General features: G+C 71.2%; 14 protein-coding genes and 1 pseudogene. 2 read left to right on the forward strand and 13 right to left on the reverse strand.

The features are described from left to right. Positions 1–105: 105 nt before the first annotated feature. The 4 genes and pseudogenes from ACWEV3_RS23880 to ACWEV3_RS23895 form a co-directional block, all read right to left on the reverse strand. Positions 106–390: pseudogene (locus ACWEV3_RS23880) on the reverse strand (type VII secretion target); the annotation flags it as partial. Positions 391–409: 19 nt separating this feature from the next. Continuing rightward, the gene (locus ACWEV3_RS23885; protein WP_452616052.1) at positions 410–1,171 is read right to left on the reverse strand and encodes an ESX secretion-associated protein EspG; all 762 of its coding nucleotides are present in this window, start codon (positions 1,169–1,171) and stop codon (positions 410–412) included. Beyond that, positions 1,171–2,778: a PPE domain-containing protein gene (locus tag ACWEV3_RS23890; RefSeq protein ID WP_452616053.1), complete on the reverse strand. Its 1,608-nt coding sequence runs from the start codon at positions 2,776–2,778 to the stop codon at positions 1,171–1,173. Before ACWEV3_RS23890 ends, ACWEV3_RS23885 begins: the two co-directional genes overlap by 1 nt. Positions 2,779–2,833: 55 nt before the next feature. Further along, positions 2,834–3,235, reverse strand: a complete 402-nt coding sequence (locus tag ACWEV3_RS23895; protein ID WP_452616054.1) for a hypothetical protein — start codon at positions 3,233–3,235, stop codon at positions 2,834–2,836. 172 nt (positions 3,236–3,407) lie between these two features. Here ACWEV3_RS23895 and ACWEV3_RS23900 point away from each other — a divergent pair, with 172 nt between their 5' ends. After that, positions 3,408–5,483 (forward strand): BTAD domain-containing putative transcriptional regulator, encoded by a 2,076-nt coding sequence (locus ACWEV3_RS23900; RefSeq protein ID WP_452616055.1) that lies wholly within the window; start codon positions 3,408–3,410, stop codon positions 5,481–5,483. Positions 5,484–5,527: 44 nt separating this feature from the next. Here the strand turns inward: ACWEV3_RS23900 and ACWEV3_RS23905 are convergent, their stop codons facing one another. From ACWEV3_RS23905 to ACWEV3_RS23925, 5 genes are all read right to left on the reverse strand, one after another. Continuing rightward, entirely contained in the window at positions 5,528–6,385 is an 858-nt protein-coding gene (locus ACWEV3_RS23905) for an SGNH/GDSL hydrolase family protein (RefSeq protein WP_452616056.1), read from the reverse strand. A 375-nt stretch (positions 6,386–6,760) separates the two neighbouring features. Next, positions 6,761–9,085 carry an oxidoreductase gene (locus ACWEV3_RS23910; protein WP_452616057.1) on the reverse strand — a complete coding sequence of 775 codons (2,325 nt, stop codon included), beginning with the start codon at positions 9,083–9,085 and terminating at the stop codon, positions 6,761–6,763. A gap of 188 nt (positions 9,086–9,273) precedes the next feature. Then, entirely contained in the window at positions 9,274–10,038 is a 765-nt protein-coding gene (locus ACWEV3_RS23915) for an amino acid ABC transporter ATP-binding protein (RefSeq protein ID WP_452616058.1), read from the reverse strand. Beyond that, complete coding sequence (locus tag ACWEV3_RS23920; protein WP_452616059.1) at positions 10,035–10,868, reverse strand: amino acid ABC transporter permease; 834 nt, start codon at positions 10,866–10,868, stop codon at positions 10,035–10,037. Before ACWEV3_RS23920 ends, ACWEV3_RS23915 begins: the two co-directional genes overlap by 4 nt. Positions 10,869–11,181: 313 nt before the next feature. After that, positions 11,182–11,970, reverse strand: a complete 789-nt coding sequence (locus ACWEV3_RS23925) for an ABC transporter substrate-binding protein (protein ID WP_452616060.1) — start codon at positions 11,968–11,970, stop codon at positions 11,182–11,184. Between the two features lie 482 nt (positions 11,971–12,452). Here ACWEV3_RS23925 and ACWEV3_RS23930 point away from each other — a divergent pair, with 482 nt between their 5' ends. After that, a complete protein-coding gene (locus tag ACWEV3_RS23930; RefSeq protein WP_452616061.1) occupies positions 12,453–13,232 on the forward strand; it encodes an endonuclease/exonuclease/phosphatase family protein in 780 nt (259 codons plus the stop codon). A 56-nt stretch (positions 13,233–13,288) separates the two neighbouring features. Here the strand turns inward: ACWEV3_RS23930 and ACWEV3_RS23935 are convergent, their stop codons facing one another. The 4 genes from ACWEV3_RS23935 to ACWEV3_RS23950 all read right to left on the reverse strand — a co-directional run bounded on the left by ACWEV3_RS23935 (position 13,289) and on the right by ACWEV3_RS23950 (position 18,349). Further along, entirely contained in the window at positions 13,289–15,355 is a 2,067-nt protein-coding gene (locus ACWEV3_RS23935) for a VanW family protein (protein WP_452616062.1), read from the reverse strand. Between the two features lie 81 nt (positions 15,356–15,436). Further along, a complete protein-coding gene (locus tag ACWEV3_RS23940; protein WP_093260968.1) occupies positions 15,437–15,757 on the reverse strand; it encodes a GroES family chaperonin in 321 nt (106 codons plus the stop codon). 238 nt (positions 15,758–15,995) lie between these two features. Continuing rightward, complete coding sequence (locus ACWEV3_RS23945; protein WP_452616063.1) at positions 15,996–17,849, reverse strand: NHL domain-containing thioredoxin family protein; 1,854 nt, start codon at positions 17,847–17,849, stop codon at positions 15,996–15,998. An 80-nt stretch (positions 17,850–17,929) separates the two neighbouring features. Beyond that, entirely contained in the window at positions 17,930–18,349 is a 420-nt protein-coding gene (locus ACWEV3_RS23950; RefSeq protein WP_452616064.1) for a hypothetical protein, read from the reverse strand. Positions 18,350–18,480 lie beyond the last annotated feature (131 nt).

Consider the following 18,480-nt stretch of genomic DNA (forward strand, 5'->3'; position numbering starts at 1 on the left):
CGGCGCTTCCGTGCCGCGCTCGGACGCGCTGTACCCGGTCGGCGCTTCCGTGCCGCGCAACGCGACCGCCGACTCGCGCACCTTGACGCCTTCTTCCAACGGGGTGAAGGAGTCCGCGCTCGCCTGGTCGGTTTCCTCGTACTGCTTGGCCGTCGTGCGCACGTTGTCGGCGGTGGTGCTGACGCCTTCCTTCGCGGCCTTCAGGGCGTCGATTCCTTCCTCCTCCATCGGGTTGACGATCGGTGGCAGGAAGGAGCACAGGATCCCGTAAGCCTCGTCGGACATGCTCACGGTCTCGGCGGCCGAGATCGCGGTGTCCAGCCGGTCGGTCAGCCCGTCCAGGTGACTCGCGTGCGCGGTCAGCTCCTCGGCGACGACCTCAAAGGTCATGGTGCTTCCCCTCGGTTGTTCAGGCCGCTGCGGACACGACTTCGGCGAGGCGGCGCTCGATGCGACGGTTGTCGGCCGGGGAGATGCTGAGCCAGGCGCCCTGGCTGACCATCAGGTACCGACCCTGGTGCGTGTCGAACCAGGTGACCAGCGTCGACGCCCGTTCGGAGCCGCGGGAGACGCCGAACTGCCCGCCCGCGCGGCGGGTGTTCGCCAGCTCGGCCAGCGCCGCGGCGTCCTGGGCGGGCACCCCCGCCCTGGCCAGCGCCACCTCTTCGTCGAGATCGCCGCCGAAGGGATCGTCGTCGTCCTCGTCGAGCGCGCTGGCCAGCTGGTCCTGGCGAACCGAGATCGACCGCAGCGGCCCGGGTTCGTTGGGCGGCAGCACGCCGACGGCCGCCATCGCCAGCGCGGTCGGGCGGATCTCCGTCAGGTGCAGCTCGCCGGCCACCAGCTGCGCGAGCACGCCGGCGCGGCCGGTAACGGCGGCCAGGGCCTGCACCGGGCCCCCGATGTGGCCCACCACGTCGACCGAGGTGTCGTTCTCGTGGAGCAACCGCAGCAGGTCCGCCAGCCGCGGGTCGAGCTGGTCGCCCGTCGCGTACCCGCGGCCGGACAACGACCGGAACGCATCGGCGGCGAGCTCGGCGCGCTCCTCCATCGTCGCGCCGAGGCTCGGCACCTCCAGCGGGAACGGGACGCGGCCCAGTCCGAGCGCGCCGTGCACGAGGTCGAATTCGGCGGCGGAAAGCGCGAAATCCGGCGCTGTTGTCGTGGTCATCACTGGCCCTGCTGCTTCTTCCGCTTGCCCTCGCCGATCACCGGCGGCGGCAGGTCGGCGCCAGGCACCTCGACCACCGGGCCGCCCTCGACGTACTTGCTGGTGCGTTCCTTCTCCTGGCCTTCGCCCTGGCCGCGCTGAGCGCCGCCCATCGGCCCCATCCCGGGAGCGCCCGCCGCGCCGGACTGACCGGGCATGCCGGCGCCCCCGCGACCGGCGAACCCGCCGTCGGGTCCGCGGCCAGTGCCCGACACGCCGCCGGGGCCCACGCCCGACGTCCCGCCCGGGCCCACCCCGGAACCGCCGCCCGCGCTGGACAGGCCGACCGGTCCGCCGCGGAAGCCCGAGCCACCGCCGGGGCCGGAACCGGGCACGACGGGTCCGCCCGGGCCGCCACCGGTGCCGGGGATCGGCGGGATCGGCCCGCGCCATCCGCCGGGTCCGGTCTGGTTTCCGGGCCGGTTGGGCTGGTTGGGACGGTTCGCGCGCGGCCCGGTCATGTAGGGGCCGCCGTCCGGCCCCTGGAACGGCCGCGGCTGGTGCTGCCGGTCGTCGCCGAGCGGCGGCAGGTTGCCCGGCGGGTGGACACCGTTCGTGCCCTGGGAAGTCGTGGTCTTGGGCTGGTAATCCCCGAGGGGCGGCATCTCCGGTGGCCGGAACGATCGCGTCGGGCCATCCATCGGCGGGGTGCTGCCCAACGGCGGGGCGGAGAAGGACTTCGTCGGCGGATCCATCGTCGGGGTGTTGCCGAGCGGCGGAGCCGAGAACGTCTTCGTCGGCGCATCCATCGGCCCGGTACCGCCGGGGCCCGGCCCCTGGAACGGCGTCGGGGCGCCACCGGGCTGGCTGCCCTGCAGCGGCTCGACCTTCGCGGTCAGCCGCTGCGTTTCCATGACGTCGCCCGGCGCGGAGTTCGGCGAGGTCGAGCTCGGCGCTTCCGGATCCGTGCCCACGTTCTGGGGCTTGAGCTCGGCGCGCTCGGCCACGTGCTGCTTCTGCAGCGGCACCGGCTCGTCGTTCGTGACCGGGTTCGGCGGGGGAGTGAACTTCGGGGTGTCGCCGTCGATGTTGCGGGACTCGCCCTCCATCCAGGTCATCACCTGGACCGCCTGCTCGTGGGCGGAGGCGGACCGGTCCTGGTGGGCCTTCAGGTCGACGCAGGCCTGCCGGAAGCCCTCCATGTTGCCGGTGGCGAAGGTCACGGCCGCCACCGCGTTGATCATCTCACCGCCCCCGACCGGCTCGGGCATCTCGGCCTTGGCGGTCTCCATGATCCGCCCCTGCACCGCGACCCGCTCCGCCATCGCGCCCGCGGTCGTGCCCGCGTCGTGGTTCCAGTCGGCCAGCTGCTGGATCGCCGACCTCGCCGCTTCGGCGGCCTCGCCCTGCCAGCCCGCTTCGGTGGCCCGCAGCCGCTCGCCCATGCGCGTCGCGGATTCGGTCAGCTCGCTGCTCAACCGGTTCCACTCGTCGGCCAGCTGGCCGACGCGGCCGGGATCGTTGCCGGCGTGCACCGCCTCGTAGAGCTCGCGGTGGCTGCGCGAGGCCCAGTTCTGCGTCTCGGTCAACGCGATGTCGACGTCCGGCCCAGCGGTCTCCTGGGTCATGTCCGGTCTTTTCCCCTCGACTGCGGATCGGTGCGTCCGGCCGGAACCGGTCCCATCAAACGAGCTTCCGGAAGGAGTCCGACACGTGCTCCTCGATGTCCCGGTACTCGCGCATCGCGGCGACGATGGCGTCGCGGGCTTCTTCCAGGACCTCCCGGTAGCTCGTGAGCACTGCCGTGAAGGAGTTCTCGTCGCCTTCGGCGCGGTTCGCGAACTTCGCCGCCATGGCCTCGCCGACCGGGTTCTGCCCCAACGGCGCGTGCTGGGTGAGCGAAGCGGACCTGGCCAACCAGTCGTCCACTGTGGACATCTGATCCTCCAGGGCGGAGCGGATCTCCGCACCGGCTGCCGGGTCCAGGCGCAAGCCTTCCGATTCCACCGCCTTGCGCAAGTGCTTGACGCCGGACACGGACCGAACGAGCGCGACTTTTGCCCGTTCTTCCACGTCTTCGCTCATGAATCCCCCAGACAGAACATCACCTGGTTATGATCGCACTCGCCGCCAACGCCGGACCAACGCCGGACCAACGCGAGCGTTGGCGGGTGCACTCGCCGACGAACGACTCGATCGGGAGCGGATGTCTTCTCCGAGAACCCGACCACAACCGCGGATTCGCTTGCTGGGCCCGGTGGAATTGCTGCGATCGGACGGCCGAACGGCGGCCATCGGCGCCGCCAAACGGCGCAATGTCCTCGCGGCGCTGGCGATCGACCTCAACCGCGTCGTCTCCGTCGACCGGCTGATGGACATCGCCTGGAACGGCCATCCGCCGCCCACGGCCAGGGCCTCGCTGCAGGGCCACATCGCCCAGCTGCGCAAGGATCTCGGCGACGGCGTGGAACTCGTCACCCGTTCCCCCGGCTACCTGCTGCTCGCGCCCCGCTCGCTGCTCGACGTGACGCGGTTCGAGGACCTGATCGCGGACGCCAAGAACGCGTCCGACGAGGAGGCCGTCGACCTGCTGCGCGCCGCGCTCGCCCTGCGCCGCGGCCCGGCCCTGGCCGACGTCGAGTCGGAAAGCCTGCGCCGCGACGTCTCGGACCGGTTGGACGAGTCGGTGGTCACCGCGGTGCACGAGCTGGCCCGGCGGCTGAACCGGCTCGGTCGCACCGCCGAGGCGATCGACCAGCTCCGGGAGGCCGTCGCGCTGCGGCCGCTGCGCGAACCCCTGGTGGAGCTGCTCGTGCTGAGCCTGCACCAGGTCGGTCGGCAGGCCGAGGCTCTCGACGTCTTCCACGACACGCGGATCCGCCTCGCCGACGAGCTCGGCGTCGCCCCCGGAACCGGCCTGCAGGAGGCCTTCCACACCGTGCTCAGGGCCGACGACGGGCGGCCACCGGCGCCCGTTCCCTCGCAATTGCCCAGGGAGAACCGGGGTTTCGTGGGCCGCGGCGCCGAACTCGCGCAGCTGGACGCGGCGCTGGACGACGACGGCCCGATCCGGATCCTCACCGGCCCGGCGGGCGTCGGGAAGACCGCGCTCGCGCTGCGCTGGGCGCACCAGGTGGCCGCGGACTTCGAGGACGGCTGCCTGTTCGTCGACCTCCGCGGGTTCGACGACGCGGATCCGGTGGCGCCGGCGCAGGCGCTCAGCGGTTTCCTCCGCGCGCTCGGGGTGCCTGCCGCGCGGATCCCCGACGACCTCGACGAACGCGCCGCGCTGTACCGCTCGGTGCTGGCGGACCGGCGGCTGCTGGTGGTCCTCGACAACGCGCGTTCGGCCGCGCAGGTCCGCCCGCTGCTGCCCGGCAACTCGGGTTGCGTGGTGCTGGTGTCCAGCCGGAGCCGCCTGGACGACCTGGCGGCCACCGAGGGAGCGGTCCGGCTGTCGCTGCCGGCGTTGGACCGGCAGGCGGCGGTCGCCGTTCTGCGGCTGCTGCTCGGCTCCGAGCGGATCGCCGCCGAACCCGCCGCCGCTGCCGAGCTGGCGGAGCTGTGCGACCGGCTCCCGCTGGCGCTGCGGATCGCCGCCGCCCGCGGCGCCAGCCATCCGCACTTCACGATCCGCTCGCTGGCCGACATCTACTCCGACGAGCGCCACCGGCTGACCAGGCTGTCGCTGCCGGATTCCGGCGGGAGCATCCGCGCCGCCCTGACCACCAGCTACCGGCGGCTCGACGACGCGTCGGCGCGGCTGTTCCGGCTGCTGGGCGAGCACCCCGGCGCCGAGGTCGACTACTTCGCGGCCGCCGCGCTCGCGGGCACCAGGCTGCGGGACAACCAGGCCCGGCTGGAGAGCCTGGTGGCGGTCAACCTGCTGCACGTGACCGGCCCCGGCCGGTACGGGCGGCACGACCTGGTCCGGCTCCACTCGGCGACCCTCGCCGCGGCGGAGCCCGCGGCCGACCGGGAGGCCGCGATCACCCGGCTGCTCGACTACTACCTGCACGCCGCCGAAAGCGGCCTGCGCGCGGTCGAAGGTCCGGCGCGACGGCCCGGGCAGCAGGCCGCGCACCCGCTCGCCGAGCTGCCCGACCTGCCGACGGCGCAGGCGGCGCTGAACTGGTTCCGGACCGAAGAGGACAACATCCAGCACGCGCTCGTGCTGGCGACCGCGCGCGGCCGGCACGACCGGGCGTGCCAGCTCGGGCTGTACCTGGACCGCTTCCGCCGCCACCTCGGCGGGCCCGAGCCCCGCGAGCTGGGCGAAGCGCTGGCGCAGGCGTTCTTCCCGGGGCACATCTGCGGGAACTCGGTCTTGTAGCAGCAGAAAGCCCCCGCAACGGGGCGGGGGCCTTCGGCGTCGGGTCAGGACCGGATGTGTTGCACGGCTTCCGCGACGGTCCGGCCGAAGACCTGCATGCCCTTGGCGTTCGGGTGCAGCGGCGCCGCGACCGACGTCGGGAACACGCCCTCGTAATACTTCTCAGCCGGGGCCGCGCAGATGTCGTGGCCCTCGCTGACCGGGCCGAGGTCGACGAACTGCGCGCCGTGCGCCGCCGCCCGCTCGCCGAGCATCGCGCTCAACTTGTCCACACTGGACTGGATGTAGTCCGCGTCGCGCGCCCAGACCGGCTCCTTCGGGTAGCAGCCGCCCGGCCGGAGGTAGGTGCCGTAGCCGACCACCACGATCTCGGCGTTCGGCGCCCGGTGCCTGATCTGCGCGAGCGCGTCGTCGAAGCGCGGCACGAGCGCGTCGATCCGTGCCGCGAGCTCGTCCCCGCCGCCCGCGGTGAACTCGTCCGCGCAGGACGATCCGAGCGGATCCGGGAGCAGGTTCACGCACGAAACCGCCGCCTGCACCAGCGATACGTCGTTGCCGCCGATGGTGACCGTCACCAGGTCGGTCCGGTCGCTGAGCGCGGCGTACTGCGGGGCCATGATGCCGTGCTGCCTGCCGGAGAAGTCCTCGATCTTCGCGCCCGAGCAGGAGACGTCGGTCAGCTTGGCGCCGATGAGCCGGGCCGCCACCCGCGGGTAGTTCTCCCGGGAGCGGAAGCAGAGCAGGTTCGGGTCGGGGTTCGGCGTGAGCGGCCCGGCGGCCGCCGAATCGCCCATCGCCACGTATTCGAACTCGTCGGCCGCGTGCGCGGTGGGCGCGAGCAGCGCCCCCGCCACGGCGAGGGCAGAACCTAGTTGGGCGAGACGACCGAGCTGGGATCCCACGCGGGCCTCCTGCGAGAGCTGGGCACTGGCCAGCTTGATCTAGCACGGCAAGATCGTCACGGCGCGAGAATTCACCCGATCGTCGAGCGCCCCAACGTGTCCTGCCGCAATTTCAATGGAAATCGAAGGCCCAATTTCCATTGAAATTGCGGACCACTGGGGGCACGGCCACCCAGGGGCGGTCCTGGAACTGCCTGAGAGGTCGTTTCGGGAGGGGGTGCGGGCACGCGTGAGGCGTGGGCGTCCGGATCGCTGAGCGTCGGTTTCGCGCGAAAGCGCGCTCCGCGTGAGGATCTGGCGTCGGTTTCGCGCGAAAACGCACTCCGCGTGAGGATCTGGCGTCGGCTTCGCGCGAAAGCGGCGCTGAAACGGCAGCTAGAGCTCTCGGTGGAGGGCTCTGGTGATGCCCGCCGCGACCGTGGTCGCCAGGATCCAGCCCGAGGCGATCAGCACCACCGTGATCCACTGCGAATTGCCGTGCGCCTGCCACATCACGTCGTGACCGAGGTTGATGATCGGCACCAATTGGTCCACTGTGTACAGGAACGGGTTCCACACCGGGTGGTCTTCCTCGTTGATCGGGACCAGCGGGTGGTGGTCGAACCAGGTGGTGCCCGCCGCGGTCAGCAGCACCAGCCAGATCAGGGCGCGCAGCGGGCGGTAGCCGTAGCTGACCGTGATCAGCTGCAGCATGCTCCACAACCGCACCGGCCACCGGAACGCGGGCCGGGTCGCGGCCGCGATCGCCTGGTAGCGGCGACGCTGCTTCTCGATCAGCACCAGCACCGCGTGCTCTTCGTTGCCGTTGCCGCGGAAAACGCGCGCCAGCTGGTCGTACGGCCCGGGCTGGTAGCGGCCGCCCGAGTTGTCGCGCAGCCAGCCGAGCCGCTCCCGCACCGCGGCCTGATCCGTCGGCTCGATGGTGGTGGTGAAGTTGTCGTACCCGAAGTCCTCGACGTCGACGCCGCCGGACGCCGCCCACAGCGACGCGCTGTCCGCGAGCAGCTCGCACTGCGCCTGCCGCAGCATGATCCGGCCCTGCGGCGCGGTCTCCGGAACCAGCGTGAGCTCCTGCGCCACCAGGCCGAAGGCGTTGATCGCGTTGCGGCTGGTGCCGTCGCCGAGCCGGCAGCCCCAGAAGTTCGCCTGCCGCCCGATCTCGGCGCGCCGCAGCTGCACCTCGCCCTCGGCGAGGAACGGCCGGCTGCCCGCCGCGCACACCAGGTCGCGCGCGATGCGGGCAGCCCGAAGGTCCAGGGAGGACTTGTAGGACATCCGGTGGCGGTGCCACGCGGGTTTGGTCAGGTGCGCCGAGCGCAGGTCGACGTTGGCGCCGATCTGGGCGCCCTGCAGCTGGATCGAGCCGACGACGTCGGTCTCCCGGCAGTCCAGGTTGCTGCCGACCACGAGCCGGCTGGCCTGCAGCACGTCGGTGCGCGGGCCGTGCAGGCAGGCCTTGTTCAGCTGGAAGCTGCCGTGCACCCGGACGTCGATCATCCGCACCTGGCCGTGCAGCTCGACCCGCGACGCCTCCAGGTTGCCGAGGATCTCGGTGCCGTCGATGTGCACCGAGCGCAGCGGCTGCTCGACCGACGCCTTCTTGGAGCGCGACCAGCTCAGGTCGATGTGCGCGCCGGACATCCGCAGGTCGCCGCCGACCTTCGCGCTCACCATCCGGATGGTGCCGCCGCTGCGAAAGCCCTGGTCGATCTGCACGTCGCCGCGGATGTCGCCGCGGTCGATGACGAGCGTGCTGGTCGGGTCGTCGTACTGGGATTCGCCGCGCTGCGAGGGCGCGACGCCCGGTTCCAGCACCGCGTCGCGCAGCCGCAGGTCGCCGAAGATGTGCGCGCTGGGCAGGAACATCAGCCCGGCGACGGTGAACGGCCGGCGCGTGAGCGGGTCGACGTCGCAGCGCAGGCTGCCGCCGATCTGGATCCCGTTGGCGTTCAACGCGTACCGGCCCCGGTTGCGCAGCGCCCCGCCGGAGAGCGTGAGGTTGCCGCCGACCTTCGCGCCGGGGATGCGGATCTCGCCCGCCACCTGCAGCCGCAACCCGAGCAGCGCACCGGAGACGGACAGCCGGTCGCCGTAGATGGCGCGGCCGCCGGGATTGCGCAGCTCGCTGTCGTTGAGCAGCAGCGAACCGCCCAGCTGGGCGTCGGCGAGGTCGACGATGCCGCCGATGCTCGTGCAGTTGCGCAGCACGGTGTCGTTGCTGGTGTTGAGGTTTCGGGCGTCGATGCCGGGGAACCGGCAGTGCCAGAGCACCAGACCGGCGATGTTCGCCTGCCGCAGGTCGGGCGCGTGCTCGAACCGGCAGCGGACGAATTCCAGCAGGTACGGCAGGTCGGTGGCGCGCAGGTCCAGGTGCCCGGTGATCACCGCGTCCTCGATGGCGATGACCTGCTGCTGGCCGCCGCTGCGCCGGGAGAACGGCCGCCAGCCGGGTTCCTCCAGCGACTCGACCAGGCGGCGGGCGAGGTACTCACCGCGGATCTCGCGGTCCTGGGAGTGCCGCACTGCGTGCACGTCCAGCGGCGGGATGGCGCCCGGGGTCACGCGGTCGGCTCTGCCCTGCCGGAGCAGTTCCTCGAACCGCTGCTCCGCAGCGGTGAGCGGACCGTTGCTGTCCCACGGCTTGACGACCGGCACCCTCGCCCCCGACCTAGTCCCCGACCAGCTGATCAACTTGATCACCCGAAAGGTAGTCGATCAACTACCTATAGAACTCCGACGTGTGATCACAAGGCTTGGTTGCGATGCGCTGCTGAGTGCAGCCGGATGGCGTATTGGTTCCACGTGAAACCTCGGCCCGGAACGAGCGAACGGCCCGTTCACCTCGCGGTACGAGGTGAACGGGCCGTTCGCGCGGTCCTGCCGTCAGATCACTCCGGGGCGGGGTGGGTGTGGGTCGGGTCGAGGACGCGGGCGAGGAAGGTGCGGGTGCGCTCCTCCTTCGGCGCGCCGATCACCTCGGCCGGCGGTCCCTGCTCGATGATCCCGCCGCCGTCCATGAACAGCACCCGGTCGGCCACCTCGCGGGCGAACTGCATCTCGTGGGTGACCACGAGCATCGTCATGCCCTCGTCGGCGAGCTGCCGCATCACGCCGAGCACGTCGCCGACCAGCTCCGGGTCCAGCGCCGATGTCGGCTCGTCGAACAGCATGACCTGCGGGTTCATCGACAGCGCCCGCGCGATCGCGACCCGCTGCTGCTGGCCGCCGGAGAGCTGCGCGGGCATGGCGTCGGCCTTGTCCGACAGCCCGACCCGCTCCAGGTTCTCCCGCGCGACCTTCTCCGCCGTCGCCTTGTCCCGGCCCAGCACCTTGCGCTGCGCCACGGTCAGGTTGTCCAGCACGTGCAGGTGCGCGAACAGGTTGAACTGCTGGAACACCATGCCGATGTGCCGGCGGGCACCGTCCAGGTCGGTGTCCGGGTCGGTAAGGTCGGTGCCGTCCACCACGACCTTGCCCGCGGTCGGCTCCTCCAGGAGGTTCACGCAGCGCAGCAGGGTGGACTTGCCGGAGCCGGACGGGCCGATGACGCAGACGACCTCGCCGCGCGCCACCTCCAGGTCGATGCCGCGCAGCACTTCCAGGGAGCCGAACGACTTGCTCAGCCCGTTGATCTCGATCATCACGTCGCTCATGCCTTGGCCCCCTTGGTCCGCGCCCCGCCGCCGTACTTGCGCTCCAGCAGGTCCGAAACCCGGGACAGCGGAATGGTGATGATCAGGTAGCACAGCCCGGCCACCAGCAGCGGCGTGAGCGATGCGTACTCGTTCAGCGCGGCACGGCCGAACTTCGCCAGCTCGTACTCGTTGGCGGCCAGGCCGAGCAGGTAGACCAGCGACGAGTCCTTGGTCAGCAGGATCAGCTCGTTGGTCAGCGGCGGCAGGATGATCCGGAGCGCCTGCGGCATCACCACGGTGATCATGGTCCGCATCGGCGACATGCCCAGCGATCGGGCCGCCTCGATCTGCCCCTTCGGCACCGCCTGGACGCCGGCGCGGATGGTCTCGGCCATGTAGGCCGCGCCGACCAAGCCGAGCGCCAGCATCACCGTGGAGTAGATGTCGAACCGCAGCTGGAAGGCGATCGGCACGCCGAAGCCCAGCGCGATGAACACCAGCAGCGCGGGCAGGCCGCGGAACAGCTCGATGTAGCCGGTGGCGATCCACCGGTACGGGCCGACCGGCGACATCTTCATCAACGCCAGCACGATGCCCAGCCCGAGGCCGAACCCGAAGCCGAGCGCGGTGTAGATGATGGTGTTGACCAGCGCCGTGGTGATCACGGCGGGGAACTGCGCCATCGCCACGTCGACGTTGAAGAACGCCCGCGCGATGGAGTTCCAGTCCGCGACCACGGCCACCACGATGATGACCACGATCAGCACGGCGTACTGGATGCCGCGGTTGAGCCGGGCCTTCTGCCGTCGGCCCAGCCCCGACTTGGGCCGCTCGGTGTCGGTTGTCATGAAGTCTCCTGATCAGTGTTCGGGGCCGGCGGTGGAGCACCCGCCGACCCCGTCCGTTGGCATTGGAGCGCGTTGCTCGCCATCCGATCGCACAGATCGGCAGTTCGACGTACTCGGCTGTGGTTGCCGTCAGGCAGCGGCGAAGCCGCTTCCGACCACCTGCGCAGGTCGACCACCCGCGGGTTCTCAGAGGTCGTCTCGCGAGGACAGCCCCGATGCCGCGTATTGGTCATACACAAGTCGGGGATCCCGCAGTCGAGACGGCGTCTGAGGTTCCGCTAGGTGACCACCTGCGCAAACCAGCCACCAACCGTCATTGCGGCTTCTTGCCGAACCACTTTTCGTAGATCTTGTCGTACTCGCCGTTTTCCTTGAGCTTCTTCAGCGCGGCGTTGACCCGGTCCTTCAGCGCCGTGTTGCCGGTGGCCATGCCGATGCCGTACTGGTCGCCGGTGCTGAACTCGTTGGTGATCTCGACGTTCGGGTTGTTCTTGACGAAGTCGCCGAAGACGCTGTTGTCGTTGATCGCCGCATCGACCTGGCCGGTCTCCACCGCGGTCACCGACAGCGGCAGGTCCTCGAACTGGACGACCTCGTAGCCGTTGGCGTCCTTGTTCTCGTTCGCGTACTTCTCACCGGTGGTGGCCAGCTGGACACCCAGCTTCTTGCCGCGCAGGTCAGCCAGGCTGCGGATGCCCGAGCCCTTCTTCGTCATCAGGGCCTGGGTGGAGTCGAAGTACGGGTCGGAGAAGTCGAAGTTCTCCTCGCGGGCCGGCGTGATGCTCATGGCCGCGGCGGCCACGTCGCAGCGCCGCGTGTTGAGGTCCTCACCGGACTGGATGCCCTCGAACGGGGTGTCCAGGATTTCCTGCTTCAGGCCCATGTCCGCGGCGATCGCGTCGACGAGGTCGACGTCGAAGCCGACGATCTTCCCCTGGTCGTGGAACTGGAAGGGCTTGTAGTCCATGTGCGTGCAGGTCGTGAGGATGCCCGGCTTGATCACCTCCACGCCGCCGTCCGCCGTGCCCCCACCGCCGGTGGTGGACTCGGCACAGCCCGCCGCGACGGCGGTGGCCAGGGCCAGAGCGGGCAGCAGAGCCATCGCTCGTAGTGTTCTGCGACGCGCCACGATGTCACTCCTAGTAGGTGAGAACGCGAGTGTTCGAATGGTGCCACTCGTTCGGGCGTAATCCCAATGCTGAGTGTTGCGAAGCCATCAAGTTTTCGGTCCGCGCCCGGTCGCGGGCCGGCCGGTGATCGGAAACCTGCCAGCGGACCGGGGCGAAGACGAAAGATATTCCGCCGAACCTCCCCTGTTCGTGCGGGTTGTCGCCCGCGACTGCCGAATGGCACTCAGTCTCATGTGGTGTGTGCCACTGGTCAACAGGGAGTGCTCGACGGGCTCCGGGACGCGCTCGCGAGACCCCTGCGGACGATCACTGCTCGTACACGCAACGTGTCCGGACGGGTGCACTTGACGAGAAGTCGCCACTACCCCATCCGGCGGTCGAGCGGATATTCGCTGGTGAGCAGACTTTCGACGGGTGCCGAGCCCGCGGCGCCGAGAGCCCTGAGGAGGTCCCGATGAAGCGTGCCGGCCTGCGCCGATCGGCCGCGCTGTGGATCGCAGCGGCATTGGCCGCGCTCGCCGCCGTCGCCGTCCCGGTCGCCCAGGCGCAGACCACGGCGGCCCAGCCCTTCACCGTGCTCCAGCTCAACATCTGCAACAGCGGCTTCGCCGACTGCTATTCGGAGGGCAAGTCGGTCGACTCGGCGATCGCCGCGATCCAGCAGCGCCGGCCGGACGTGGTGACGATCAACGAGGTCTGCGCCCCGGACATCACCCGCATGACGCACGAAACGGGCTACCGCTGGGCGTTCGCCCCGGTCGGCGACAAGGCGACCGGCAGCCCGTTCGCCTGCAAGGACGGGCGCGGCGACTACGGCGTCGCCATCCTGACCCACCCCGATCTCGGGGCCGCGGGCGAGGCCGTCGAGCGGCAGTACGCGGCGCAGGACGGCGGCAACGAGCAGCGGGTGCTGCTGTGCGTGCCGTACTCCAAGGTCGCCGCGTGCACCACGCACCTGTCCGCGAGCGACGGCCAGGTCGCGGCCGAGCAGTGCCGGGAGCTCTCCGGCGTCGCGACCGCGCTCGGCGCCGACTCGGTGATCGGCGGAGACCTGAACCTGGTCGCCGGTGGCAACCCCGACGTGCAGGGCTGCGTGCCCGACGGCTGGTACCGCACGGACGACGGCAGCGTGCAGCACGTGCTGGCGATGGACGTGTTCCGGTTGGAGCACGCCGAGACGATCCCGATCGACGGCACCGACCACCCCGGCCTGCTCGTCGCGACCACCCGCTGAAACGCGAGAGCGGTCGCCCCGGGGAACCGGGACGACCGCTCGTCGGCGACTCGCCGTCAGCGCGGCGGGGCGGGCGCTCCGCCCGGCGGCGCGCCGCAGTGGATGATCGGCTGCGGGTTGTAGACGGTGTGCTGGGTCTCGGTCCGCACCTGGCCGGTGGTCACGTCCTTGATGGTCCGGGTGTCGTTCACCGAGAAGCCCGGCGAGCCCTTGCTCGGGCTGCACGGCTCGCCCGGCGGCACGACCTTCTCCTGCGGCTGCGTGGGGTTGGTCCGCTCGCCGGTCTGCGAGGACACGTCGAACTGCTTGGTGCCCCAGAGCTGCACCGTGATCGACGACGGCGTCCAGCGGGTGGTGATCATGATCCCGCTCTTGGCGACGTTCTTGAACTTGACGTCGATGATGCTCGCGCCGCTGGGGCTCTGGAACACGGTGGCCTCGCGGCCCGCCGGGTAGCGGCTGATGTAGTAGCTGTGCGCCTTGTGCTCGACGTTCTGCATGCCGGCGAAGTACGAGGCGTTGTACAGCGTCGTGGCGAACTGCGAGATGCCGCCGCCGACGGCCCTGCCCGGGCGGCCGTTCTCGATGATCCCGGACTCGACGTAGCCCTGCGGGATCCCGCGCGGCCCGGTGTGCCCGTTGAGGCTGAAGACCTCGCCCGGCTTGATGATCGCGCCGTTGACCTGCTCGGCGGTCCGCCGGATGTTCACCCCGGACGCGGCCTCGAACCCGCCGGTGGTGAACTCGCCGACCACCTCGCGGATGCCCATCTGGTTGGCCTGCTCGGTGGTGAACTTGGCGGGTTGGTGCACGTAGATGGCCTGCACGGCGCGGTCCTGCGGCCTGCGGAGCACCTCGTCGATCCGCTCGAAGCTCTTGTTCCAGTCGACGCCGATGCCGTCGGTGGACGGCCGGACCACCGGCGCGCCGCCTTCCAGGACGATCTCGGCGTCCTTGCCGGGCTTGATCGTGTCGGCCAGCTGCGGTTCGACACTGCCGATCGCGGCCGGCAGGTCCACGTGGGACTTCAGCCCGCCGGCGCCGTCCGGCTCGAACCGCAGCGCCGCGGCGATCGCCGCGGGCGCCAGGGTCGCGTCCTTGCCCTGGCCGAGCACCGTCACCGGCGCGGACACCGCGGGCTGCGCCACCTCGCGCAGCGCCCGCTGGACGCCCTCGCTGGTCGTGCTGACCGGCTGCTCGGTGAAGGGCACCTGCACGGCGACGTCGTCCGCCCAGTGGGTGAGCACCTCGTCGGTGGCCCGCTGCACGTCGATGGTCTGCCCGGTGATCGGGTCGACGGCGACCGGCTTGGTGCCCTCGAACCGGATGGCGCCCTCGGCCGGGGCCCGGTCCAGCTGCGGCCGGACCTGCTCCAGCGCCTGGACCAGCTGCTCGCGGTCGCCGTGGCTGACCGGGGCGACCTCGGTCGTGGAGAACAGCGAGGCGATCCGGGTGAACGGGTTCAGCGGCTGGCTGCCCGCCTGCTGGACGGTCGCCGTCCAGTCCATCTGCAGCCCGGCCTGCTCCGGGTTGATCGTGGCGGTGCGGTCGCCGACCCGCAGCTCGACGGGCTCGTTGAGGCCCGGGCCGAGCTTCTCGCGGAGCTCCGTCTCGGCGGCGGTCTCGTCCAGGCCGCCGATGTCGACGCCGGCCACCACCGTGCCGCGCGGCACCTGGCCGCTGGTGAAGACCAGATCACCGACGTAGAGCAGCGCCAGCACCCCGACCACGGCGCCGGCGGCGATGCCGGCGCGGATCAGGCCGCGGCGCTTCTTGTCGGCGTCGGACGGCGGCGGGGTCGCGGCGGTCCAGCCACCGGGCTGGGCGCCGGCCTGCGGGATCGCCTGGGTCTCGATGCGGAACGTGGAGAAGTCGGCGGGCACCGCGGCGATCTGGGCGGTCCGCTCTGCGTCGGACTCCGGTGCCGGCTGCTGGGCTCCCGGCTTCGCGGCGCCCGGCAGGTTGGGGCGGGTGCGTTCGTCGAAGTCGGCCTTTACCGGTGGGATCCGGGTGGTCTGCTCGACGCTGGTCTCCGGCTGGGCCCCGCCGGAACGTTCCGGGTCGGTGCGCATCCGTTCGGTCGACGGCTCGGCACCGCTTCGATGATCGTGGTTTTCCGGCACCGCTTCCCCTTCTCGTGTCGGTCGTGCGGTGGGGCGCGTGACGATATCGGCGGCCGGCTCCGCGAGGGAAGGCCGCGTCGACTACAGGTACAGCCCGGTGCCTTGTTCGGTGCGTTCGCTGGCAACGGCGTGCAGGTCCCGCTCCCGCATCACGAGGTAGGCCTGGCCCTGGACCTCGACCTCGAACTGCTCGTCGGGGTTGAACAACACCTGGTCGCCGACCTTCACCGTGCGCACGTGACTGCCCACGCCGAAGACCTCGCCCCACAGCAGCCGCTTGGCCACCTGGGCGGTCGCCGGAATCACGATGCCGCCGCTGCTGCGGCGTTCGCCGGACTCCGGGGAGATGCGCACCATGACCCGGTCGTGCAGCATCTGGATTTCGAGCTTGGCATCGGTCACCCGAAAAGTTTACTTGCCGCCGTCGGGCGACCAACCGGCCAGGGCAGGGCTTTCCGGGCCCGCCACGCGGATCCACCGGTGCCACCAACGGTTTCCGCTGGTCAAGTACTCGTGAGCGGTTTGGAGTGCCATAGCGCTCCCAACCGCGCACGAGCATCTACCTGCGAAAACGCGAGCACGCGGCGTGCCCGGCGGCCCCTGTCAACACCCGGTGCGGTGGTCCACCGGGGCCGTGAGATCACGCCTCGGCGTCAAGGCCGCCCATCACCAGCGGCAACCGCCTCGGCCCGGCGGCCGCGATCTTGATCGGCACGCCCCAGTCCTGCCTGGTCAGGCGGCAGGCCGGGTGCTCGACCGACGGGTCGTCGTCGCAGCTGGCGGCCTGCGCCACGACGTGCAGCACGCCCTGCTCGATGCCCTCGGCCAGCACCAGGCGCCGCGTCAGATCGGTGCCCACGCCGGCGCCTTCGACCAGCAGTTCCGCCGGCGACGAGGTGATCTCCAGCCGGGTCGACGGCCCGTAGCGCTCGTCCAGCTTGGTGCCCGGCGGCGGCGTGAACACCACGGCGAGCTCGACCGCGCCGCTGCCGATCTCCGTGGCCGGCCGCTTGACCTGCTGCGACGCCCCCTCGACGAGGCGCGCCGCGACGCCGGGCGGGACCGGCCGCTCAAGCCGGTGCGCGGCGGAGGCGACCACGACGAGTTCCCCGTCCACCACGGCCGCGCCGGAGGGCTCCGCGACATCCGTGGCCAGCGTCGACACCTCGCCGGTCGCCGGCTCGTAGCGCCGGACGGCGCCGTTGTAGGTGTCGCAGACCGCGACCGAACCATCGGGCAGGACCGCGACGCCGAGCGGGTGCTGGAACAGCGCTTTCTCGGCGGGGCCGTCGGCGTGGCCGAAGTCGAACAGCCCGGTGCCGACGGCCGTGCGGACCTCGAAGCCATCGCCCGCGGCCTCGATCCAGCGCAGCGCGGAGGTCTCGGAGTCGGCCAGCCAGAGCCGGTCGCCGCCGTCGGCCAGTCCGGACGGCTGTGCGAAGAACGCCTCGTCGGCGGCGCCGTCGCGCAGGCCCTCGACCGTCGTCCCGGCGTACCGCCGGACCTCGCCCGCGACCGGGTCGAACAGGCCGAGCGTGTGGTTGCCCGCCATCGCGATCACGACGCCGCCGGCCGGTTCCCACCAGGCGACGTCCCAGGGACTGGTCAGCGGCGTCTCCAGCGCGGGTCCGCCGTCGGCGCCGTCGCGCCACTGCTCGCCGGTCCCGGCCAGGGTGGTGACCTCGCCGTCCGCGAGCCGGACGCCGCGCAGCAGGTGGTTGACGGTGTCGGCGACCACGACGTCGTAGCCGACCTGCTCGGCGACGTGCTGCGGCAGCAGCGCGAGACCGGCGGGCTCGGAGAACTCAGCGGCAGCGCCGTCCGCGCGACCGCGCCGACCGGCGCCGATGCGGCGCACCACGGTCTCGCCGTCGGCGGCGAACTCGACCAGCGAGTGGTTCGCGGAGTCCGACACCAGCAGGTTCCCGCTCGGCAGGGCGATGACCTTGCCGGGGAAGCGGAGCGCGGTCTCGGGCGCCTCCGGCGGCACGTAAGGGCCGTTCCCCCGGTGCAGCGTGCCCTTGGCCTCGTGCTCGGCGATGATCTCGGTGATCACGCTGCGCAGGGCCTCGACGTGCCCCTCACCAGCGGCGACGTGCACGACGTAGCCCTCGGGGTCGACGACGACCAGCGTCGGCCAGGCCTTGACCGCGTAGTTCTGCCAGGTGGTCAGCTCCGGGTCGTCGAGCACCGGGTGGTGCACGGCGTAGCGCTCGACGGCGGCGACCAGCGCATCCGGATCGGCCTCGTGCTCGAACTTCGGCGAGTGCACGCCGACGGTGACGACCTCCTCGGCGAACTCGGCCTCCAAGGGCCGCAGCTCGTCGAGCACGTGCAAGCAGTTGATGCAGCAGAACGTCCAGAAGTCCAGGACGAGGACCTTGCCGCGGAAGTCGGCAAGCTTGAGGTCCTCGCCGCCGGTGTTCAGCCACTGGCGGCCGATCAGCTCGGGGGCGCGGACACGGGCACGGCGTTTCTGCTGCTCAGCACTCACGCCCGCAGTCAACAACACGCCGCCGCGCGGTGTTCCGACGGGGTGCGGCGTGCCTAGTCGCGTCTCACTCCTCGGACCGGTCAGCCCCGGGTCCAGGAGGGCCACCACGGCGGGACGTGGTCGGCGCACTCGCCGAGCTGGGCCGGCTCGGCCCAGTAGGCGTACACCGCCCCGACCTCCGCGTAGAACGCCACCGCGACGACCAGCGCGATGCCGGCGACGGCCGCCGTCCGCGGGTGCCGGAGCCGGCGCGCGGCGGAGCAGATCAGCGGGAAGGTCACCCCGAACACGATGACGTTGAGCACGAACAGCACCGGCACCGACAGCATCAGCGCGAACCCGTAGCGCTCGGTGTCGGTGAGGCAGGCGACCCACGCCGCACTGACGACGAAGTACTCGACCGCCGTCAGGAGCGGCGTGATCACCGCGGCCGCGAGCAGGCCTGCGCCCACGCCTTTCCCGGACCTGCGCTCGGGAGCGCGCTGCTGCTCAACACTCACGCCCGCAGTCAACCGCACGCGGTCGCGCGGAGTCGGCGGATTGGGCCGACCCGCCCGGCCGCGGGTCAGAGGCGGTTGCGATCGCGGACGTAGAAGGCGGTGGCCGCCAAGGTGGGGACCAGGGCGCCGAC

Source organism: Saccharopolyspora sp. NPDC003752, from assembly GCF_053605825.1.